The sequence below is a fragment of the Methyloceanibacter sp. wino2 genome (genome assembly GCF_003071365.1).
GTDB lineage: Bacteria > Pseudomonadota > Alphaproteobacteria > Rhizobiales > Methyloligellaceae > Methyloceanibacter.
Map to the genome: position 1 here is coordinate 865301 of NZ_CP028960.1, position 22096 is coordinate 887396.

General features: G+C 59.2%; 13 protein-coding genes. 1 reads left to right on the forward strand and 12 read right to left on the reverse strand.

The genetic code is table 11. From position 1 onward, the window contains the following. Positions 1 to 56: 56 nt before the first annotated feature. The 6 genes from DCY11_RS04005 to DCY11_RS04025 are packed head-to-tail and all read right to left on the reverse strand — an operon-like array spanning position 57 to position 10058. Positions 57 to 3131, reverse strand: coding sequence for an AAA family ATPase (locus DCY11_RS04005; protein ID WP_108681339.1), 3075 nt, complete (start codon positions 3129 to 3131; stop codon positions 57 to 59). Further along, the gene (locus tag DCY11_RS04010; RefSeq protein ID WP_245409438.1) at positions 3128 to 4033 is read right to left on the reverse strand and encodes an exonuclease SbcCD subunit D C-terminal domain-containing protein; all 906 of its coding nucleotides are present in this window, start codon (positions 4031 to 4033) and stop codon (positions 3128 to 3130) included. Before DCY11_RS04010 ends, DCY11_RS04005 begins: the two co-directional genes overlap by 4 nt. A 26-nt stretch (positions 4034 to 4059) precedes the next feature. Further along, the gene (locus DCY11_RS15835) at positions 4060 to 4275 is read right to left on the reverse strand and encodes a metallophosphoesterase (RefSeq protein WP_245409439.1); all 216 of its coding nucleotides are present in this window, start codon (positions 4273 to 4275) and stop codon (positions 4060 to 4062) included. Next, complete coding sequence (locus DCY11_RS04015; protein ID WP_108681340.1) at positions 4272 to 6521, reverse strand: DEAD/DEAH box helicase; 2250 nt, start codon at positions 6519 to 6521, stop codon at positions 4272 to 4274. Before DCY11_RS04015 ends, DCY11_RS15835 begins: the two co-directional genes overlap by 4 nt. Continuing rightward, positions 6493 to 7812: an ATP-binding protein gene (locus DCY11_RS04020; protein WP_108681341.1), complete on the reverse strand. Its 1320-nt coding sequence runs from the start codon at positions 7810 to 7812 to the stop codon at positions 6493 to 6495. The genes DCY11_RS04015 and DCY11_RS04020 overlap by 29 nt, the downstream gene beginning before the upstream one ends. Next, the gene (locus DCY11_RS04025) at positions 7809 to 10058 is read right to left on the reverse strand and encodes a TerB N-terminal domain-containing protein (protein WP_256385635.1); all 2250 of its coding nucleotides are present in this window, start codon (positions 10056 to 10058) and stop codon (positions 7809 to 7811) included. The genes DCY11_RS04020 and DCY11_RS04025 overlap by 4 nt, the downstream gene beginning before the upstream one ends. Positions 10059 to 11090: 1032 nt before the next feature. On the opposite strand from DCY11_RS04025, the gene DCY11_RS04030 reads away from it, so the two are divergent. Then, positions 11091 to 11717, forward strand: coding sequence for a cation transporter (locus DCY11_RS04030; RefSeq protein ID WP_045369599.1), 627 nt, complete (start codon positions 11091 to 11093; stop codon positions 11715 to 11717). Positions 11718 to 11835: 118 nt separating this feature from the next. Here DCY11_RS04030 and DCY11_RS04035 read toward each other — a convergent pair whose 3' ends face one another. The 6 genes from DCY11_RS04035 to DCY11_RS04060 form a co-directional block, all read right to left on the reverse strand. Next, positions 11836 to 12075 (reverse strand): hypothetical protein, encoded by a 240-nt coding sequence (locus DCY11_RS04035; protein ID WP_052464177.1) that lies wholly within the window; start codon positions 12073 to 12075, stop codon positions 11836 to 11838. Then, positions 12014 to 12559, reverse strand: a complete 546-nt coding sequence (locus DCY11_RS04040) for an efflux RND transporter periplasmic adaptor subunit (RefSeq protein WP_159079782.1) — start codon at positions 12557 to 12559, stop codon at positions 12014 to 12016. The genes DCY11_RS04035 and DCY11_RS04040 overlap by 62 nt, the downstream gene beginning before the upstream one ends. Before the next feature lie 278 nt (positions 12560 to 12837). After that, positions 12838 to 15972, reverse strand: coding sequence for an efflux RND transporter permease subunit (locus DCY11_RS04045; RefSeq protein WP_045365656.1), 3135 nt, complete (start codon positions 15970 to 15972; stop codon positions 12838 to 12840). A gap of 7 nt (positions 15973 to 15979) precedes the next feature. After that, positions 15980 to 17368: an efflux RND transporter periplasmic adaptor subunit gene (locus tag DCY11_RS04050; protein WP_052464175.1), complete on the reverse strand. Its 1389-nt coding sequence runs from the start codon at positions 17366 to 17368 to the stop codon at positions 15980 to 15982. After that, positions 17358 to 18737, reverse strand: a complete 1380-nt coding sequence (locus DCY11_RS04055) for a TolC family protein (protein WP_159079783.1) — start codon at positions 18735 to 18737, stop codon at positions 17358 to 17360. The genes DCY11_RS04050 and DCY11_RS04055 overlap by 11 nt, the downstream gene beginning before the upstream one ends. A 646-nt stretch (positions 18738 to 19383) precedes the next feature. Then, positions 19384 to 21840, reverse strand: a complete 2457-nt coding sequence (locus DCY11_RS04060; RefSeq protein ID WP_082025513.1) for a TonB-dependent siderophore receptor — start codon at positions 21838 to 21840, stop codon at positions 19384 to 19386. Positions 21841 to 22096: the final 256 nt, after the last annotated feature.

The following is a 22096-nucleotide window of genomic DNA, read 5'->3' on the forward strand; positions in this document are numbered from 1 at the left end:
GTCATAATGCGACCTGCTACGGATCAGCAGTGCCGCGCCATCTCACGGGCACCTTCTCAATTCACCCCCCTGGCCTCTACGTGGCTTCCCGTGACTTCCTTCCAAACATAGAAGCCATTTGGAATGGCTTCCTGCACAAGGGAGACATGCGAGATGAGGCCCACCGCGCGGTTCTGACTGACGAGCTTGGCAAGCACTTGCAGGACCTGATCGAGCGTGCCTGAACCGTTCTCGGTGTCTAGACTGCCGAAGCCCTCATCAATGAAAATTGTATCCAGCCGGACCTTCCCGCTCGCACTTTCGACGACGTCGGCGAGCCCGAGCGCGAGAGCGAGAGCGGCGATAAACGTCTCTCCGCCCGACAACGTGCTGGTTGGGCGCGCCTTGCCCGTGAAGATATCGAAAACTTCGATCTCAAGGCCGCGCCGCCCGCGGCCAGCACTTTCCTCATTCCGCATCAACCTGTAGCGGTCTCCCGTCATGGGACCGAGCCGCAGATTAGCCGCCTCCAAAACCCGGTCGAACATCGCGCCGATGGCAAACGTTTCAAGGTCGAGCCGTTGCGGGTTCTCGCCGTTCGCAAGCGCGGCGAGGGCTCGAAGGGGACCCGAGGAGGCTTCCAACGCGTCGAGCTCGCGCAGGGTCTCCTCCAAATCGCCTTTGAGCTTTGAGAGGTGGGCCAATCGTTGCTGCGCCCCGGAACGCAAGTCCACGGCTTCGGTCAGCTTCTGATCGGCATCCAGCTTCGCCGCTTGCAGTACCGATAGATCAGGACGCTCTCGATCCTGAATTGCCTCCGAGGTCTTGTGCATCTCCTCATTCGCATTCTCAAGCTTCCGAAGATGCTCATTCACCGTTGTGCGATCCTCTTCGACCGTCGCAATAGCGGGCTTGAGGGCCCGGAACTCGTCCTCTGTCACACCGGCTTGTGCAAGGCGCGCTGCGAATGCTTCTTCTGCCTTGCGGTGGCGCGCTTGAGATTCCGTGAGCTTGCCTGCAGCTGCCTGCAAATCCTTCGCGGTGGAAAGATCGGCATCGCGCGTTTCCCTCGCCATGGCCTCTGCAGCGTCTCGCGCAGCTTGCCGCTCTGCTAGGCCTCCGGCGACCTTCTGCCTGGTAGCGGCGAGAGCTGCCGGGTCCCGCAAATCTTGTGGAACCGCCGATAGCATCTGATCGAGGCGCGCTTGCTCCGCGGCAGCGCTCGCTTGGAGCTTGCCGAGTGTATCGCGGCATTCCTCGCGTACTTGCGTGGCCTCTCGAATCTGTTCGGCAAGTCGCTCACCGTCGGCTTCCATTGCAGCGATGTCGCGTGGGGGGCCGGCATCTTCTAGTAAAAGCTGTTCCGTCTCAATCTGCTCCGTGAGCACCGCGGCACTTTCACGGGGAGGATCAAACGCCGCGAGTATGCCTTGCCGCTCCGCAAGGATCACCCGTCCCGCTTCGAGACTTGCAAACGCTTCGTGAACTGCTGCGTCCGCCAACTCGAATGCAGCTTTCGTGTCCCGAAACGCTTGATCCAACCCGGCATGCTCGGCGGCTCCGGTAGCCGGTGCCGGATGTTCAATCGAGCCGCAAACAGGACAGGGCTCTCCAGGCTCGAGCTTGGCGGCCAAGTGCAGCGCCTGGGCCTCGGAGAGTGCCCGTTCCGCCTCCGCGTACTCGGACTTGGCCTCATGCGCGGCTCGGGCGGCATTTGCATGCGTCGATGTCAGCACTTGAAGCTCGTCATGAGCCACTTGCACGCTGACTTCCGCTTTTTCGAAGTTCGTAGCCGCGGAGAGCAATCGCTTCAGGCCCTCAAGCCGCGCCACAGAGTCCCGGAGATGGACCTCTGCTTGGCGCGCCGCTTTGATGGCATCGACATTCGTCTGATGCTGCTTATCGAGGCCCGCCAGTCTTCTTTCAGCGCTTTCGAGACTCTCACCAGCCTGGCGCTTGGCCTCGCGCGCTCGATCAACCGCCTCCACCAGTCCCGTGGACTTTTCGAGCACCTCCTTGTGACGGTCCAACGCCTCGAGATTCTGGCGCATTTCGTCCATTTCGCCCGCACGCTGTGTTTCGACCTCAAGCGCGGTCACAGCCTCCTTGGCCTTCGCAGACGCCATCTCCGCGAGACGCTGGGATTCGTTCCGTGCATGCCGCGCATTCTTGGCGTCGGCATCCGCCTCGCTCACGTTGCTTTCCACATCGAGCAGGGTCCTGGCGCGTTCGGCCTGGACAATTCGTTTGGCAAGCGCATCCATTGCCTCTTGGCCCGCTTCAAGAACAGCGAGCGTCTCGCGTGCCAGATCGAGGCTCTTGAATTGCTCCTCCAGCTTCTCGGCTGCTCCCAGCGCAGTCTGAGCCGCGAGGAGACCGGCCCTTGCGCCTTCTTCCACTTTTGCAGTCTCAGAGCAGTGCACGCCGGCGGCATCGATTCCATCGTTCAGCGCATCGAGGCTCTCGAAGCCCTCCGCACCAAGACGGCCGCTGCAGACTCTGCGCTGGTCCTGAACGTGGCGCTCGGCAGTGTCTGCATCCGACTTCAGCTTGGCCGACAGGGCTCGATAGGCAGAAACATCGAATAGGTCCCGCAGGATTGCGAGCCGTTCCTTCGTCTTCGCCGCGAGAAACGCCTCGAACTTCCCCTGCGGCAGAAGTACGATCTGGCGGAACTGCTCGGGCCCATAGCCCAGCATTTCGATGATCGCCTTATCAACATCGCGAACCTTCTTCTCAGCCAAGATCTTGCCGCGGCTCTCACCTCCGATCTCGTCAACCGCAATTCCTGTCGCGTCAAACAGGAATGCCTCGTGGGGATGCCGCGTCTCGCCAACTCCACGTTGCTTCGGGCGCATTTGCTCCGGGCGACGCGCAACGACATAGCGATGGCCGCCCATGTCGAACACAAGCTCGACCTCTGTCTGCATATCCGCGTCGGCGTGATCGGACCTTAACGACGGCGTCTCCTGCTCGGGCTTCGCCGGCTCTCCAAATAGCGCGAATGTCATTGCGCTGAAGACCGTGGATTTCCCCGAACCGGTTTGACCGTAGATACCAAACAGCCCAGCCTCGACCGCGTCGCGGAAGTCGATGACTTCCTTGCCCGGGTATGGGCCGAACGCCTGCAAGGTCAGCCTCACCGGTCTCATTCGACGTCCTCTCCTGTCCGCACGTCATGGAGCGCAGTCGCAATGACCTTCAATTCATCCTCATTGAAGCGCTCTCCCCTCACTAGTTCCAAGAAGTCTCCCATGACGTCTAATGGATTGGCCATTTTCGTCTGCCGTCCATCGAGCGACTTCACCTCAGGGGCGCGTTGGTCGCGCTCGTAAGTCAAATCGCACGCGTTTGGAAAGACCGCGCGCAGGCGCTTCATCCCGTCAATCACCGGCACGTCGTCCGTAAGGACGGCCTTGATAAAATCCGTAGAGGGTTCCGCGGCTACAAGCTCAGCATGCTTCCCTCTGAGGGTCCGGATACCCCGAAGCGGCTCGAATGGAATCGTCTTGACATCGACGGCGCCGGCCCCATCGATTTCGACTAGACTCATGGACTTGGCAGTGCCCGCCTCATCGAAGCCGAAGGCGAGAGGCGATCCGGAATAACAGATGTGCGGCACGCCCACCAATTGGGGACGATGCAGATGCCCCAGGGCGACATAGTGTGCGCCGTCGAAGATCTCCGGCCCGACCGTCTCAATTCCACCTACTCGGACGAGTGGCCTCTCGCTATCGCTGCTCTGCGCACCGGAGACAAAAGCGTGGCCGATGATTACCCAACGAGCCCCTTCCGGGACATTGCGGCGAGCAGCGGCAACCTGGGCGGCAAGAACGTCCTCCGGGGATTGCAGCGTTTCATCGGCGAAACACTCCCGGGCTGTGTACTCATATGCGAATGGAAGACCAGAAAAGGCGACGGGGCCGTACTTATCAGCCAGGACCAATGGCCTCTCGTCCGCACTCACATCCCCGCGGATAAGCGCTCTACGTGTGTCCGTCATGATAGACATCGACGCGATGCGATCGCCAGAATCGTGGTTGCCGGCAATCATGGCGACCGCAGCCCTGGTCTCCGAGGCTACTCGCGACAGGAATGCATTGAACTGACGGACCGCCGTCGCAGGCGGCGCGGCGCGGCGCGATCAAAAATATCGCCAGCGATCACAAGGACGTCCACCTCACATTCCACTATCGTGCCAATGATCTGATCGAGAACCACAGCGTGATCCTCTTCCAGCGAGATGCCGTTGAACTGGCGGCCGAGATGCAGATCGGCAGTGTGAAGAACTCTCACGACTGGGGCCCTCTCGCCGCGCCGGAACCGGCCAAACCTGCCGCTAGTTCGGCGAGCCCGTCCGCAGCCCGCCTATGCCCCTCCACCCACATTCGCCGGAGGACGGGCTCTGGCACCATCTCGTCAAACTTCTCCGTTTGAAGATTTTCCACAAACTCTACAATATCCGAGATGTCCGGCGGCTTCGCCGCAAGCTGGCGCAATATCTCGCACACGATCTCCGGATGGGTATCCACCACTGTTACGCCAACGTCCAAGATCGAGCAGTCCAGCCCTGCGGCGAGAAAGGCAACCCCCAGAACACTGTTCATCTCGGTGCCGCGCCAAGTGAGCACGTGCGTGTCCCTGCCGCTTGCAATCAGGCTCTTTGAAGCGAGCTTCAGTTCGGCGTACGCACCACGCCCTTCCCCAAGCAGCGCCGTCGCATCCTTATCGAGATAGGGGGGAAGATCGTGCGAAGCCAATACGGTACGCATGGTGGCCGACAATCGGTCATGGACTGGCTCGATGAACAGGCTCTCAAACCTCGGTATCCGGCCCGCGCGGTGACGCTGGACCTCAAGCACCTTGCTCCGATCGTCCACATCGACAATTCTCCAGCGCTGCCCCGCGAACGTTACGATCACACCAATGCCAACCGCATTGGAGATTGGGATCGTCCCCAGGGAACGGGCACCGAACACGAGCCGCCACTCCTGGTCGGTTGAAAAAATGGCGTAAAAGTCCCGCGATGCCACAAGCCGCTCGCCAGTCTCGCCAAGCATGATCGTGCCGTCCGGGGCCTGTTCCAACAGTCGGTGCTCAGGCGAAGCCATGCCGCGCAACAGCTCCGCGTAGTCCCGCTTTGTCATAACGGACATCGGCCCTATGCCACAGATCGCATCGTAGAGGGCCTCCGCGCGGGATCCTCCCAACTGCGTTATCAATGACAATGTCTGGTGGAGCACAACCGTAGCGACGGCCGCGTCGGCGCACGGTGCTTCTACAAATCTCTCGACGAGCAACCGGACCGCGGCAACTGAGCGCACGACATCCAACCTTAGGCGATCTATCGGGTCTGCATCCTTCGACAAGAGCTGTTCCCTCGCATAGATGCGCAAGATGGCCGGCACACCGCTTCTGCGGCCGCTCCTCCCGAGTCGCTGACGAAGTGACGACATGGAACGCGGCGCACCCACCTGGGCGATCGAGGTGACGGAACCGATATCGATGCCGAGTTCGAGCGTCGTTGTGGCCACGGCCGTGGTTGGAAGTTCTCCTTGCTTCAACCGAAGTTCCAGCTCCTCACGCAGCTCCTTCGACAGGCTGCCATGATGCGGAAAGAACTCATTGGGAACATGAGCTAAATCTGATCGAGTGCGCAGACGGTCAGCTACCGCCTCGACCCGGCGCCTTGAACCCGCAAAGGCAAGATTGTTTGAGCCGCGAAGCGTCGCAAAAAGATGATCCGCAATCCGATCAAGGGCGACAGGCTTTGCCTCATCTTCGATACCATCCACATCGTCAGCGTCCGCCGGGTCCGTGTATGCCCTGATCTGGAGACGTAGCTCCGGGGAATCGCCGGCTGCCTCCACTATAGACACTAGACTTGGGTCGTTCGGATTGAGCCAGGCCGCGGCCCGTTCGAGGTCACCAATTGTTGCCGACAGACCGAGCCGCCGCGCGCGATTGCTTGACAACGCATCGATGCGCCGAAGCAAGCTGGATAAATGTAGTCCCCGTGGGCCATTGAGGAATGCATGCAGCTCATCGACAACGATGTACGACAAAGACCCCAACATGGCCTTCGCGTCGTTCGGCCGCCGGATTAACATGGCCTCAATCGATTCAGGCGTGATCAGAATTAGCCCTCTGGGGTTCCTGCGGGCCCGTTGCTTTGCAGCCTGCGGGGCATCGCCGTGCCAACGCACCACCTCCACTCCAAGGCGCTCACAAAGTTGATCGAGACGCCGAAACTGATCGTTGATGAGAGCCTTGAGGGGGCTCACGTAAAGGACCGAGAAACCCCGCTCCATGCGATCGGCGACCTGCGTCAGGATCGGCAGGAAGGCGGCTTCCGTCTTTCCTGCCGCGGTCGAAGCCGCAATGAGAATGTCCGCATTCTCGTCAAGCACCGCTGAAATGGTTCGGTTTTGGACATCGCGAAGCTCCGCCCACTGCTGCTCCCAGATCCAGCGGCGAATCTCTGCATGGAGCCTATCGAAGCTCGAGGCCGACTCAGAGTCGGATAGAGGAGAGGTCGTCATTGCTACCGCCGCCTTCGTCTCCCAATTCGAGGTCCATTGCGGCCTCGGCATCGAGCGCGACTTCCATGTCACCGATCAGGTTCTGCCACTTGGTTTCTGGATTTTGTTCGAGAACCGCCAAGAACTGGACGAAGGCCTTGATTGTGTTGCGCGGCGTCCGGAAATAGGCCTCCCCGACATGCCGATTGCAGTGCTGCATGAACATCGGCAGCGCGTCATCCGGCACGAGATAGTTTGAAGGGTCTCCCAGGGCAAAAATGGCGCGGATCTTGGCAAGAAGGATCAGCAAGTCCTCCGGCGTGAGGTTCTGCAGCCTCACGATGGGTCCGGAAAGGTCGACGAGTCCATCTCTTGCGAAGCTGTTCTCCGCGAGACGCGATTGCAGCGCCGCATAGCTATAGAGGCCCCGCCGGGTGTCCATAAGAAACTCGGGCGTGCCGCCGAAAGCGAATCCAATTCCCCCGACATTGCCCTGCAAGACGTCATTCAGGATCCGAAGGATTTGTTCGAAGTTCTGGTTGCGTGCTTGACTGCTTTGAAGCTTGTAAAGATTGACCATCTCGTCGAAGACGATGAAGAGGCCGGCATAGCCCGCCAACCTCACGAAGGCGGCAAGCAACTTCAATGCGTCGTAGACATCGTTGTCACCGATAATGTTGCGCACGCCGAGTGCTTGTCGCGCCTCCGTCTTGGTTGAGTATTCACCCCGAAGCCAACGAAGGGCGGCGTCCTTCAGGTTCTCGTCGCCCTCTTCGCTGCCGCGCCAATATGCCTTGAGAACTGTCGCATAGTCATAGCCGCCAATGTACTCTTGTAGATGCGCGAGCCTATCGTCAACGACCCTCTCGACAGGTCTCGCATTGTTGCTCGCCTCGTTGACACAGTCCGTCACGAAACGCTCGACGACGCTTGGCAACGCACCGCCATTGGGTCTCGTGCGCGTGGCCATGTTTCTAACGGCTTCCGCATATAGGCCGCGTGCCTGCCCGGCGGAGGCGTGCAGACGCCGGTCAGGAGCGAGGTCAGCATGTAGCGTAATGCACTTCCGCTCCAGCGCGATCAGTCGAACAAGATTTAGGAAGAAGGTCTTCCCTGCACCGTATTCGCCGATCACGAACCTAATCGTTGCCCCGCCGGCGACAACGCGCTCGACGTCGCGCACCAAGGCCTCTACCTCGGCGGCGCGGCCGACCTGGACATGTTGAAGTCCAACCCGCGGAACCACACCGGCGGCAAGAGCCTGCAGGATTACGTCACGCTCGCGAGGCCGAATCCGTGATGTTCCAGTCATATAGTGGCCTCCATGCCCTTCAGTTCGATCTCGATGTGGTGCGCGATTGAAAGCTCTACGTCGTCGTCAATGATTGGTTCTCCGAAGAGATCGAAGCCCCAATCGTTGATCAGTTCGATGGCACCGTCCGGTAGCAGTCTCAGGTTCCGCGCCAGATCGTCGAAACGTTCCCGCGCCAAACCAGGAGCGGAGAGGAGGTGCTCCAAAAGGGCAGCGTGGGCAGCATCGAGCCCTGAGAAGCGTGAAGCGGCGGTCGGTGTGGACGTTTCGGCCGGTGGTGGCGGTGGCGCGAACTCTTCTTCTACGAAGATGCCCGTCAGCAGTTTGGAGACGGCCAAGGTTTCGGACCTAATGCGCTCAAGGCGAGCAAGATCGATCTGGACCCCAGTGGAAGCGGTTCGCAAATCCCGCGGATCGCCGGGAATCGGGACACCTGGGGTCCGATGTTCACCGGACACGGGAACGGGCTCGTCCAGCGCGATTGCTCCCCGGTGCAGGGCCGCGTAGAGGTTCTCCTTAGGGAACCCGAGAGTCTTGTAGACCCGTTCCAGGAATTTGACTTCCGCTGGGCTGGCATGGCCGTCCGCCAAGACCGCAGCGGTTGCCGAATCGACTGCAGCTTGTCTTGCAGCCGGCGATAGCGCCTTCAACTTCTGGATCGCGGCCTGCTGAGCAGGCATGTCCTCGAGGAACGTGCTTGCGTATGCCGTGAGCCGGACCTTTTCGATCTCACCAATGCTGCTTAGCGCTCGTACCTCGCCCACGATCGACTCGAACTCTTCAGGCGCAACCCGACCGTCGGCGGCAACAGCTAGACTGGAGATGTCGATCATGGTTCGAGCAGCGACAAAATCAGGGGCATCGCCATCGATGCTGGCTCCGTTCCTCGCTTTGAACAGCAGCATGCGGCCGTCGCCCTGCATGTTCCTGGAACCGTACCGGCGGTCTGGCTCGAATGCTATGTCGAGCCTGTCGAGCAGCGCGCCAATCTTGTTGCAAAGTCCAGCGGGAACGTTCCCAGTTGCTTCAATCTTCAAGGACAGCGCAGATGCCAGATCCGAGACCTTCAAACTCACCGCGTCACGACCGGCGAAGAGTTGTTCCAGTCTTTGGGCAACAGCCGTGCCCAATGTCGACGAGAACAGCTCTGTTGGAAGCAGGAGGGCTGCTTCCATGGTTCCCCGCGCCTCAGGCGATCTTCCGAGCAGCCTGCTATAGGCGGCGAGTTCATCACTGCAGGCATTCAGGATGTCCCGCAGACTGTCGAGAGGTGCCGAGATTGCTGCGATGTCGGGAAGCGGCCCTGATTCGTCACATATCTCTGTCTGGGAACCGAAGCCGCCACTCGCCGCGCGATAATCCAGTTTCAGCCGTGACTTGGGCGGCCTGACCTTCAAACCATTCGGATACCGTTCGGCAAACCGATGCCGCCAGAGGGCTAGCAATTTGGTGAAGCAACGCCGTGCCGGCGTCCGCAGATTCGTGTCCGGAAGCGACAGCAACCACAAAAGCGCTTCGCCATGATCAAGGCTTTCACGGGCTGCGAGCTTGCGGCCGAGATACGCACGGACTTGCATGGGCATCTCGTAGCCGGAACGAAGATCTGGCGACAGTTGCGGCCGCTCTATGTCCGCAGAGGAGACGAGCCGGGCTGCATCGAGAAACCTCGTCGCGTAGCCTTTGAACGAATTGTTCGTGCCGTAGATCTCGAGGAGTCGACGGACTTCGCGAATTAGGTCCGGCGCTTCCGAATGCGCTCCATCCACAAGCAAGCGGCGTTCGATGCCATAGAAGAACAGAAAGACATATCCGATGCCGATGGATGGATCGTCACGCCCGGCCGCCAGCCAGCCAAGATAGGTTCTCCGCGCGACCGGCGTCATCCTCTGATAGGAAGGCCAGTAGGACATCGAACTTCCCAGTCGGTCCTCTCCCGACGAAGCGACCTTGCAGGCCGGGTCTACGACACAGTTTCCGCAGTTCCCTTCGAATTGGTCCGGGAGTAGTCCGCCGAGGTAGAACATTCCAGAAGTAATCGTGAAGCCTGCAACATTGGCAGTCTGTCCAACGGAGACCCAGCGGGCCGGAGCCGACGTCCTTCGCGAGACGCGCCCGGCCTGAGGCGACGCTCCCCACGATGTCTCTAATGACGAGGACGCATCGTGGCCGGCGAGGACTCTTTGGTGCGCGGCGCCAAGCCTTGCTTTCGGGCCTTTGGAACCACGATAGACAAGCCACAAGACCACACCGCCGATGACGAGCAACCAGAACAACTGATACCCCTCCCGAGCGGCTAATGTATACGTAAGATTGCAGTCAGGAAATATACGCGAGTGACGTGGTTACCGTGATCATGCTCGGCGGACGCGTCAGCAGGTGTGAGGTTGAACAGCACGCAGAAGATGGAGCAAATGGCCTTGGTCGACGAGCAGATTGCGTAGTTTACGAACTGTCCCGCCAAGTGTGACCCCAAGAGTGGCCAGTTGAGAAAAAGCGCGAGAAACACCCCTGCTCGCGCAAAGGCTTGCGTCTCCCTACACCCTTTCCGCAGAACCGCCGCCGACTAGTGGCGCAATTCCGCGCTTCTTCGGCGCTGTTTGGTGAGTGTCTGGAGAGAGCCGAAGAGCCCGCGACTTGGTGGCTGAGAGCATCGGATTCGAAGTTCGACACACATCATGATGCTAGGCTGACGGTGAGACCATCAGGTCCTCGCAAAGTGTGACCCCCGAAATCGGCCTGTAGAGAAAAAGCGCGGGAAGTGCCCCTTCTAGCACCGAGACTTATGTCTCTCTGCGCTCTTCAGGCAGAACCGCCGCCGAGGAGTGGCGCAATTCCGCGCTTCTTCGGCGCTGTTTGGTGAGTGTCTGGAGAGAGCCGAAGAGCCCGCGACTAGGTGGCTGTGCTGGGAGGCTGCAGCGAACGCGTCTCTGCCGTCAAATTCCCTGATACCCGGGAAAATACAGGGAATCTAGTCGGATTCAAGTCGTCAGGCGACGAGGGCACCAGCCTATACAAGCGATTGCGGGTGGAATTCCCTACTAAGCAGAACAGGGAAATATTGGCTGCGAACAGGGAACGTTCCCTCAGCAACAGGGATCGCCCTCGCCTCTTAATGAATTTTCACAACCGCTGGGTAATGGACGTTACGAAGCAGCTCGCCGCTGACTGCTTTTGACCCAGAGCAGACATCCTTAACAACCAGGCCGGTGCCTATCCAGAACGGCCACACCGCCGCTCACGACCTTGGTTTGTGGCGCCCGCTTCACTATGTTGCGGGCATGAGTGCAAGTTGCTGCGGAAATGAGGTACGTTTCGAGGGTCTTGATCCTGCCTATAAGCGTCGTCTCTGGGCGGTCATCGGCATCAACGCCGTTATGTTCTTTGTAGAGATGGGTGCAGGTGCGTTGGCAGGTTCGCGAGCGCTCCAGGCTGATGCGCTCGACTTCCTGGGCGACACGCTGACCTACGGCATGACCCTCGCGGTGATCGGCTCCGCTCTGCGGATTCGCGCCTGGGCCGCGTTCGTCAAAGGCGTAAGTCTCACGCTTATGGGAGTGTGGGTCCTTGGTGCAACGGCGTACCATGTCCTGGTAATCGGCACTCCCCAGGCAGAAGTAATGGGTCTCGTCGGCTTTCTAGCACTTGCCGCTAATGCCACGAGCGTTCTCCTCCTCATTCCCTACAAGGATGGCGACGCCAACGTCAGGTCGGTTTGGCTCTGCTCGCGCAATGATGCCATTGGCAACGTGGCGGTGATGGTCGCGGCGCTGGGTGTTTGGATCACGGGCACAAAGTGGCCGGATCTATTTGTTGCGGCATTGATGGCAGGCGTATTCGTCAGCTCCGCGGTTCAAATCCTCCGGCAGGCGGTGGGCGAGCTGCGTAGTGTCGAAGCGACCACCTGACCTTCTGCTACAATGAGGCGTGCCATCTTCTTTGGAGCAAGGCGTTTATCGCTCGGGTCGGCTCGCGAGCTTCGCCGAAGCTATTTGACTAGTAGACCCAATTCCGCTTCTTCAAAAATCATTGCAGCGTTGCCGCGTCGTTAACCGCCTTCAATTCCGCTTTAAGCTTGCTTTCGGCGTCGATGAGGAAGGTGGCGGAGGTCACGACCTCCTCGCCTTCCTCCAAGCTGTCGATCACTTCTATAAAGCCGCTGCCGATGCGCCCAATGCTGACCTCGCGCGGCTCGAACCGGTCTTTACCCTTGGCGACGAGAACGATCTTGCGCGTGCCGCTGTCGATGACGGCGTTGGCAGGCACCCGCCATGACGTCGGGAGCATTGGCGTTGGGACGGAGCACCACGTCGGCATACATGCCGGGCTTCATCGACCCGTCGGGATTCGGCAGCTCGATGCGGACCGAGACGGTTCGCGTCTCCATCGTTCGCATGTGGGGATAGATGAAGGTCACCTTGCCTTCGTGCGGGTCGCTGGGAAACGCACGGAGTGTCACCGTGAGGGGCGTGCCGACCGTGATATCGGCGATGTCGGCCTCGGCGACCTCGGCGATCACCCAAACATGAGAGTTGTCGGCGATGCGGAACAACTCATCGCCCTTCTCCACAAACTGGCCCTTGATCACGTTCTTTTCGATCACGTGACCCGAGGCGGACGCCGGCCAGTCGAGCGTTCTCAGATTCTCCTTGGTCTTGATCACCTCGTCGATCCGCTCTTGCGGCACGTTGAGGTTCCGCAACTTTTGAATAGCTCCGTCGACGTCGCTAGTGCGGCCTTGCGTACGCAAAGAAACCAGGAGATCGACTTGGGCCAGCTGCGCGCCACGTCGACAACAGGGCGGCCTACCCGCCTCCCCTCAGGGCGAACAACTGCAGTCACTCCTAGCGGCCTCTCCGGTACCAAAATTACCGGGATTTTTCTAGCCACCGCACTTGTATTCGGGGGTTTGGTCCGCATGCGGGTTTGACGTCGACTAGGGAGATGTTTCGGAATTCAGCCGCTCTTAGGGCATGTACGATGTCCGCGACTCGGCTGCGGTGCAGGAACGCCTTAATCTCCTTCATCCTAGGCTTCATGCGCTCTAAGCCTTTGCTCGGCTGAGCTGCGGCGCTCTTCGACTCTGATTTCAACCCACTCGTAGATTACGGGGAGCAGAACGAGTGTGAGGAGGGTCGAGGTGATCAAGCCGCCAACCACGACAGTCGCGAGCGGTCGCTGCGTTTCAGCACCTACACCCGACGACAAGAGCATCGGTATAAGACCGAGAATCGCGACGCTTGCCGTCATTAGTACCGGACGAAGCCTAAGCTCGGCACCGCGCCGCACGGCATCTGAGATCTTAAATCCTTTTTCGCGCAACTCATTGATGAATGAGGTGAGCACGATACCGTTAAGCATAGCCACGCCGAAAACGGCGATAAATCCAATCGCGGACGGTACGGACAAGTATTGACCCGAGACCCATAGAAAAATGAGCCCACCAATTGTCGCAAACGGTACGTTGGCAATGATCAGCACTGCCTGACGAACGGAATTGAAGGCGGTTTGAAGCAGAACGAAGATAAAGAAGATCGTCAGCGGGACGATGATGGAGAGGCGCGCAAGGGCGCGCTGCTGGTTCTCGAATGCACCGCCCCATTCGATCCAATATCCAGGAGGTAAATTGACCTTCTGCTCGATCGCTTTATTGGCATCCTGCACAAAACTGTCCACGTCGCGCCCGCGAACATCCATTTGGATGACTGCATAACGCTGAAGCTGTTCCCGGCGGATGAAGGAATAGCCTTCGGCTACAGACACGTCGGCCACCCGTGACAGCAGAACGATAGCGCCGTCAGGCGTACGTAAGGGGATATTCTTGATTGCTTCGACTGACTGCTTCGATGTGTCCTGGAGCCGTGCAGTGATGTCGAAGCGCTTCACCCCTTCTATTAGAGTGGACACCGGCTGGTTGCCGATACCAGTGCGCACGATCGTCAACACGTCATCTGCATTCAATCCATAACGTGCGAGTTCTTCGCGGTCGACCTGAATGCGAATTTGGGGCTTGCCCAGGTTTGCCTCAAGTGACAGATCCGCTACGCCCGGCACTCCAGCGATAACCCCTTTGATATCTTGGCTCAACCGGTCAAGTTCGGCGAGATCTTGGCCGTAGAGTTTGGCAGCGAGCGTCGCCCGCACACCTGAAATCAGCTCTTCAACACGCATCTGGATTGGCTGCGTAAAGGCGATCACCGCCGTCGGAACTGTTTCTTCCAGCGTCTTACGCATGGCAGTGGCGAGATCTTCAATTGACAGACGGGATGGCCATTCGTCTTGCGGCCTCAGCGCCGTATAGACTTCCATATAGTTGACGTCGGCTGTCTCACCCTTCTCGGCCCGTCCAATCATCGCGATCGTCGTTTCGACCTCAGGGAATTCAGCTAGCGCAGCTTCGATTCTTTTCGAGATCTCGATCGATTCGTCGAGAGACGTTGAAGGGATGGAGGTCACCCGCCACATGATTGAGCCCTCCTGTAGCTGCGGCATAAATTCTTTGCCTAAAAGGGGGAAGAGCGCCAGGCTGAGCACCAGCAGTAGCCCAGCAGCAACAACCACTTTTCCCTTGTTGGCCAATGACCACGCGAGAAGGGGCAGATACCCCCGCTTGATCCAGCGAACGATAAGGGTGTCGCGCTCCTCCTTGGGTTTGAGAATGATCGCCGCCAAGACGGGAATAATTGTAAGCGTCAGAAGAAGCGAGCCCGCCATGGCGAAGCTGATATTGAAAGCCATCGGCTTAAACAGCTTGCCTTCCAGGCCTTGCAAGCTAAAGAGAGGCAGAAAGACAACGATAATAATCAGAATGGCGAATGCAATTGGGTTAGCAACTTCGCGTGCGGCGGTGAGAACCGCTGCCGTTCGGTTCACCTCCTCGCCGGCTGACTTCCGTTCCGCCATGATGCGGAACGAGTTTTCGACCATCACGACGGCGCCGTCGACCATCATGCCGATACCGATGGCGAGGCCGGCTAGAGACATGAGATTGGCGGAGAGTCCTGCCTGCTCCATAAAAATAAACGCGATAAGCATTGCGAGCGGCAGCGCGGCGATAACGACGAAAGCCGACCGCAACTCGCCGAGAAACAAAAAAAGCACAATGGCAACGAGGATCGACCCTTCAATCAGGGCGCGTTCCGCGGTGCCTACGGCTTTTTCCACCAACTCTGTACGGTCATATATGGGCTTCAGAACGATGCCTTCTGGCAGAGCCTGCTCCGCTACGGAGAGCTTGCCCTTCACTGCATCGACTACGTCTTTGGCGTTTTCTCCAATACGCGCCAAAGACATTCCAAGAACCACCTCTTTACCGTCGCGGGTCACGGCGCCGAAACGCAAGGCGGGAGCCTGAGTGATTTTGGCCACGTCGCGGAGGTATACAGCAGATCCATCGTGAACTTTCAGAACGATATCGCCGATGTTGTTCTCATTCGCGACGAGACCCAGCCCTCGCACTAGGAACTGCTCTGGCCCTTGATCGATGTACTGGCCGCCAACCTGCCGATTGTTCGCCTCAATCGCCTCGATGATATCTCTATAGCCGAGCTTGTATTTGATGAGCTTAAGGGGATCGATCTGGACCTGATATTGCCGCTCCTGACCGCCCCAGGACATCACGTCATCGACGCCGGGAGCGGTTCTCAAGATCAATCGAACTGACCAATCTTGAAGGGTGCGCAAATCCATGTCGGAAATGTCCTCGGCAAGTTTCTCATCGGTACGTTCCAGCGTGTACCAATAGACTTGACCGAGGCCAGAAGCGTTCGGTCCCATTTCCGGCGTGCCATACCCTTCAGGGATCCGGTCGCCCACTTCAGCCAACCTCTCCATTACAAGGCGACGCGCGAAATAAATGTCTACGTCGTCCGCGAAATAGACGGCTACGTAAGATAGGCCAAATAAGCTTACCGAGCGGATTTCGTCGACGTTGGGCAGACCAGCCATGGCCGATTCAACGGGAAATGTGAGGAGTTGCTCTACGTCCTCGGCTGCAAGGCCCGGCGATTCTGTGTAGATGTTCACCTGGACTGGCGTCACGTCAGGAAAGGCATCGATTGGCACGTTGGTCACCGCCCGCCAGCCGAGAAAGCCCACGACAAGAAACGCAATGATCACGAGGAATTTGTACTGAAGTGAAATCTCGACGAGCCTGTTCAGCATGGCATCCTCAGTGACCGTGGCCTTCGCCCATTTGTGCCTTCTGGATGAGTGCTTTCAGCGTGAACGCCCCCTCTTCAACGTAGCTCTCTCCTTTAGTAAGCCCCGATAGAACTTGGACGTATTTCGAGTTTTCGCGGCCAGGCTTGACGGGTCTCGGCTCGAAGCTTTCCCCCTCCTGGACAAAGACCACGGTGTTGTTGTTGAAGTTTTGCACTGCAGTCTTGGGAACGCGAACGCCGCCGGTCTCTTGGCTCAGTTCAATCCACGCCTTGACGAACATGCCTGGCTTCAATCGGCCTCCTGCATTGTCCCTGATGACCCGCGCGACGGCGGTGCGCGTCTCCTCTTGTACATCGGCCGTGACGAAGGCTATCTGCCCTTCAACGACGTCGTTCTCGTCAAGTTGAATTTGGACAATTTGTCCGGCGCCAACCTCTCGTAGGTCCTCGGGATAGACTGTTATGTCCACCCAGACGGTCGACGTGTCGGCTACCATAAATGCGTCACTGTCGACGGACACAGCCTCACCGAGGCTGATGTGCTTCTTAATGACAGTTCCGGTAATCGGCGCGCGTATCTCATATTTCGCAAGGTCTTCAACCGCGCCATCCTTAAGCTTGTCGAGGTAGCTTTGTGATAGACCAAGCGCGCGAAGCTTCTGCTGCGAGGCGGTCAAAGCAATGTCCGCCTCAGCCAATGCGGTCTTCTGTGCCAGATAGTCCTTCTCGGAAGAGATCTTTTTCTCCCAAAGCCGCTTCGCTCGGTCGAAATTCTCCCATGCCAAGTCTCGCCGCTCCAGATCAGCGAGATACGCTGATTTCATTTCCGCGAGCTCTCGACTATGAACGACCGCGAGGACCTCGTCCTCCTCGACAACCTCACCTTCTGACACCGACACACTGCTAACCACGCCAGCAACGCGGGGCACGACGTGAACCACCCGATCGTTGTCGAATTTCACTTCTGCGGGACGCTCGATATCCATCACCATTGGGCTGTCGTCAGCGACAGCGACTTTGATACCGAGGCGCTTGAGATTTTCGACACCGAGGTCCGGCGCCCCTTCCCCTTCAGACTCGTGCTGCCCTGACGATGATTCGCCGTCGTCCGCCGGGCCACCGATTGCTGCAACTTGGTCTTTCTCGGTCTCGGTTTTTGATTGTTCGTCACTATTCTCAGCATGGGGCGGATCCGATCGGTCGGGGCCCGTTCCAGCACCGTTGATGCTGGTCTCTGCACGCTCGACACCGGTGGTCACGAGGGAATTAATCGTTGCTCTCGAGTATGGAAGCCAAACAGCAACGGCGGCCATAACCATCAAGACGACAAGAATTGCCGTCCCAATGAGCAGCCGGTTCAGCGGGCGTCGTTGATTCCCATTCTTCTCAGAAGTCATAGAGGCTGCGTCCAATCAAAGCTTCGATTCTCACCTTTGCCTTTTGGAAGTCCGCCTGCGCATTCACGATCTCCAGGCGTGTCGCAAACAGGGTTCGCTGAGAATCCAAAACGCTCAAGAGATCGAACTCTCCGGCGGCATAGCCCTTGTTCGTGTCTGCGTAGACTTCTTGAGCGGTAGGCAGGATCTGTTTCTGCAGGGCCTCAAGCTTTCGGGAGGCAACCACAAGGTCGCCGTAGGCCTCCAGCATCTGGGAATTCACATCGATTCTTGCGGCCATTGTCTCGCGTCGCGCCTTGAAAACGCGGGTTTGTGCGGCAGCGATATTGCCCTGATTGCGATCAAATACCGGTAGCGGAATCGAGAGGCCAACTAGGGCTCCCGTTTCGTCAGCGTCCCTTACGTTCCGCGCGCCAGCGCCGACAGTCAGGTCGGGTATCCGTTTGGACTTCTCTAACCTAAGAACGGCCTCCCGCTGCATCATCTCGGTCGTCCAGCGTGCAACGTCAGGATTCGAAGACAAAAAAGCGCTGAGTTGGTCTGCCGACGGCAGACGAGTGCCCGTCGCCAAGTCACCCTTGACGTACTCAAAGTCTGCGCTGCGCGCACCCCAGTTGTTCGCGAGCCGGCGGCGTAGAACGCCAAGGAGCGATTTTTCTTGACTTAGCTGGGACTGCGCACGAATGACTTCGATCTCGGTTCTCTTTAGGTCAACCGCACTTATCGTTCCGGCATCCACCCGTTCGTTCACCGCTTTCTTGAGCTGTCTGGCCACGCCCTCGAGCTCGCCAAGGATCTGAATCCGTCGTTGGCTTCCCAGAACGTCGACAAAGTCCTCCGCAGTGTTGCTCGCTGTCCGCAGACGCACAGCTTCGTAATCCCATTCCGCGACCCCGACATCGAGCTCGGCGGCCCTGATACGCTTTAGCCGCTTTCCGCCAAGAAGAATGACCTGAGAGAGCTCCAAAGTAGATTCCTGAACATCCTGTCCGACATTCTGTACATCTCCCGTGATGACAGGGTTTGGTCTAAGGCCCGCCTGAACAGTTTCCGCGCGCTTGGCATCAACCTCGATCGACGCAGCCTCCAAGGCCGGGCTGTAACGGAGAGCGCGCCGAACCGCATCGCTCAGCGTGACCGTGCCAGTATAAGTTGCCTGCGAGTCCGGATAGCGCGATGCGTTCGCGTAGCGAACGACAGTCTTATCGGCTGGCGTGACCGCTGAGACGTCCGTCTCGGCGTTTAGGCGGCTTCCATCCGCCAAGGTGGATGGCCCGCCATCGAGATAGGAAACCGGCTGCTTGTAGCAGGCGGACAGCGAAAGCGTCAGAATCAAGATGATAAACCGTCGTATTTTTGTTGCGATCATTTCCCCCCCCATACACGGCGATAGATGACTGCGCGCTTGATGCACGCGAAGTCAGTGCCTGTAATCGGAGAGAGTTAGATCAGCAGCACAACGGTGCGGAGATGGGCGAGTTGGCTGGCGACAACACCAGTCCAAGTGCGGACCACTTCCAAGGGAGATTCGGAGCCATCAAAATAATTATGCGAAATGATCGCTGAGGCAGTCGGATTCTTCGATGGCGATGCAAGCGAAGCCAATTTCTTTGGAACTTCAGCGAGCTGCAATACATCATAATTTAGGCAGCGTCCGCCTTCCACGCAAAGCTCACGCACCTGAGAAGAAAACCTGGACGTCTCATGATGATGGCTGGACGCCGCGCTTTCGATAGCGTTGTGCCCGTTGAGGCCCACACACCAGACTAGCGACGCTCCCACGGCTGAAGCCGGAAGAAGGAGTGCCACCAACGCGAAAATGGCGAACTTGCGTGCTCTATGCATGAGATTTATAGACGAAGTAGGCCCCTAACTAACCTACGAAAGTTAGAGGGAATTCAAGGCCGAATCAAGACTTCACCACTGCGACAGCGAAGGATGGGCGGGGGCGTCCACGGCCCTCCTGATCACAGCGAGCGGACGGGTCAGAGTGGACCTCTAGCGGTTTCTAGATCCTACCACTTCGCCTTCATGGTCACGAAGGCCGAGGTCGGCGCCCCGTAGGAGATGTTGTTGTTGTTGTGCGAGGAGATCCAGTACTCGGTGTCGAACATGTTCTCGACATTGAGCTGCGCGGACCAGTGCTCGTTGATGTCGTAATAGACGGCACTGTCGAACCGCGTGTAGCTCGGCACCTTAACCGCGTTGTTCGCCTCGGCGAACCAGCCCGCCTGGTAGATGACGCCGAGGCCCACGCCCCATTTCTTGGTGAGCTGGTACTTGTTCCACATCGAGAAGGTGTCGACCGGGACGGACTCCACCGAGTTGCCGACCAGGGAGAGATCGTCGCCGGCGAAGAGGATCTCGGAGTCCGTGTGGGCATAGCCGCCGAACACCTGCCACTTGTCGGTGACGTAGCCGCTGATCTCGATCTCCTTGCCCCGCGTCCGGGTCAGGCCGCGCGCGAAGGTGTCGGGACCGATGGTCACCGCCTGGTTGTCGCGGTCCAGGCGGTAGATCGCGCCCTGCAACAGCAGGCGCGGCATGATCGTCCACTTGAAGCCCGTCTCGTAGTTCTCGAACGTCTCCGGCTCCAGATCCGACGCCGTGACGCTGAGTTCGCCGAAATTGTCGCCATTCGCCGGCAGGAACGACTTGGCGTAGCTCGCATAGAAATGCAGGCTCTCCCACGGCTTGACGACGCCGCCGACGCGGGGCGACCACTCGTCGTCGACGCGCGAGGTCTGGAAGCCGTTCAGCGTATCCTCGAAGCTGACGTCGAAGCGGTCGAAGCGGATGCCGCCGATCAGCTCGAAATAGCGCGTGATCTCGAACTGATCCTGGATGAAGGCGCTCGACGTATCGAGGTCGGTGAAACGGCGCCGGTTCGGCCGGTTGTACAGGGTCCTGGTGAAGACCGTCGGATCGGCCACCGGCACGTCGAGGGTGAAGATGCCGGAACCCGGCGCCACGAAGACCGGCAGATTGCGGAACGCATCGTTCTTTTGCACGCCGAACTCCAGGCCGCCCACCAGCGTGTGGCGGAGGTGCTGCCCGTGCGCGAACGAATAGGAGAAGTCCGTCTGATTGACGAAGTTCTGGCGGGCTTCGATATTTTGATAGCCGTCGAGCTCCACCAGACCCGGCCCCGGCGCGTTCACCGCCGAAGATGCGAAAATGTTCTGGTAGAGCTTGTCGTAGTCCGCGAAGAAGGTGTGGTTGCGGATCTGCAGGCCGCCCGTGGTCTCGTGCTCGAGCGTCGCCGTGGCCACGTGCCCGTCGAACGTGGTCAAGCTCGCGAAGGGCTGGCCGAAATACGTCTCGAGGGGAGCCTGAAACGGCCTGCCGTCGATCGACGGACCGCCGCGGTCGATGTTCTGGTCGTGGGTCTTGTACTCGTAGCTGAAATGCAGCGTGGTCCGCTCGCCGAGCTTGAAGCCCATGGTCGGATTGATGCCGTAGCGCTCGAGCCACGAGAATTCCCGGAACGTCTCCGAGTCCTCGTACATGGCATTCAGGCGGAACGCGGCGTTGGGCGAGATCGCCTGGCCGACGTCTGCCGTCCCGCGCGCGCGGCCCCAGCTGCCGACCTGCACCGTGCCCTCGTAGATCGGAACGCCGTCGGCGCGCTTGGTGACGCGGTTGATCACGCCACCGCCGCCGCCGCGGCCGAAGATCATGGCGTTCGGGCCTTTGAGCACCTCGATGGTCTGGACGTTGTAGAGATCGCGGAACGTCTCGATGTCGTCGCGCACGCCGTCGACGAAAAAGTCCGCGGTGGTTTCCTGGCCGCGGAAGGTCAGCTGATCGCGATGCCCCTCGCCCTGCTGCACGGCGATGCCCGGAACGTAGAGCAGCGCCTGGCCGAGCGTGTTGGCGGCCTGATCCTCGGCGAGCTCCTCGGGGATGATCGAGACCGAGCCCGGGATGTTCATGATCAGCGTATTCGTCTTGGTCGCGGACGAGGTGCCCGCGGCGTAATAGCCGTCGACGCCCGACGAGCCGCGGTTCAGCGTGCTGCCGTCCACGGGGAGATCGAAGATCGCCTCCTCGATCGCGTCCTGGGAGGCGTAGCCGCCGTCGGCCGTGGCGGCGGGCGCGCTCACGGGAGCGCTCGCGGTGGTGCGCGGCGCGGGGCGGGGCCGCGGCCTCGGCTCAGGGTCGGGCTCCGCCTCGACCACGGCGGGCGCGGCCTCAATGTCGGGATCCTGCTCGACGATCACCGGAGGGACCTGGGTGTCGGCTCCAGGATCGGGGCTGCCGCCCGTGGCGGCGGGGGCGCCGTTGCCGGTCACGCCCGATTCTAGGCCGCCCTCTCCGGTTGTTTTCCCGGTCTCCTGTGCATGAACTATTTCACCCGATAGGGCAATGAGCGCCGCAGAGGCCGCCAAGGCGAGCAGCCGCTCTCTAACTTCGCTGAGTTTCCTGGACGAACGCGACGCGGAATGCGCCGCCGTGACACGGAGTTCCATTTACTGCCCCCCGGCTCTGATCGACCTTGGGGCGCGCCTCATCTCACGCGAAACTGCTCCCCTCAAATCCACAGGCAACGATATTAGGGTTCGAGTGCTGCGCATAATGAAGGGTTTTCAACTTAATATATGAACAAAATTCATTTTTAGGATAGTGACCAGGCAGTAGAGGACCTCAACCGATTTCTGGCGTCACGCACACGAAGGTTTAGTTACCCTGTGCCTACATCTGGTTGGGTTGGTCTCTCGAGGACGG

Excerpts from the sequence above, each read along its gene's own strand:
- DCY11_RS04010 (WP_245409438.1), bottom strand. The coding sequence starts at position 4,033 with ATGATTGCCGGCAACCACGATTCTGGCGATCGCATCGCGTCGATGTCT.
- DCY11_RS04060 (WP_082025513.1), bottom strand. The coding sequence starts at position 21,840 with ATGGAACTCCGTGTCACGGCGGCGCATTCCGCGTCGCGTTCGTCCAGG.
- DCY11_RS04020 (WP_108681341.1), bottom strand. The coding sequence starts at position 7,812 with ATGACTGGAACATCACGGATTCGGCCTCGCGAGCGTGACGTAATCCTG.
- DCY11_RS04015 (WP_108681340.1), bottom strand. The coding sequence starts at position 6,521 with ATGACGACCTCTCCTCTATCCGACTCTGAGTCGGCCTCGAGCTTCGAT.
- DCY11_RS04050 (WP_052464175.1), bottom strand. The coding sequence starts at position 17,368 with ATGACTTCTGAGAAGAATGGGAATCAACGACGCCCGCTGAACCGGCTG.
- DCY11_RS04055 (WP_159079783.1), bottom strand. The coding sequence starts at position 18,737 with ATGATCGCAACAAAAATACGACGGTTTATCATCTTGATTCTGACGCTT.
- DCY11_RS04030 (WP_045369599.1), top strand. The coding sequence starts at position 11,091 with ATGAGTGCAAGTTGCTGCGGAAATGAGGTACGTTTCGAGGGTCTTGAT.
- DCY11_RS04005 (WP_108681339.1), bottom strand. The coding sequence starts at position 3,131 with ATGAGACCGGTGAGGCTGACCTTGCAGGCGTTCGGCCCATACCCGGGC.
- DCY11_RS04045 (WP_045365656.1), bottom strand. The coding sequence starts at position 15,972 with ATGCTGAACAGGCTCGTCGAGATTTCACTTCAGTACAAATTCCTCGTG.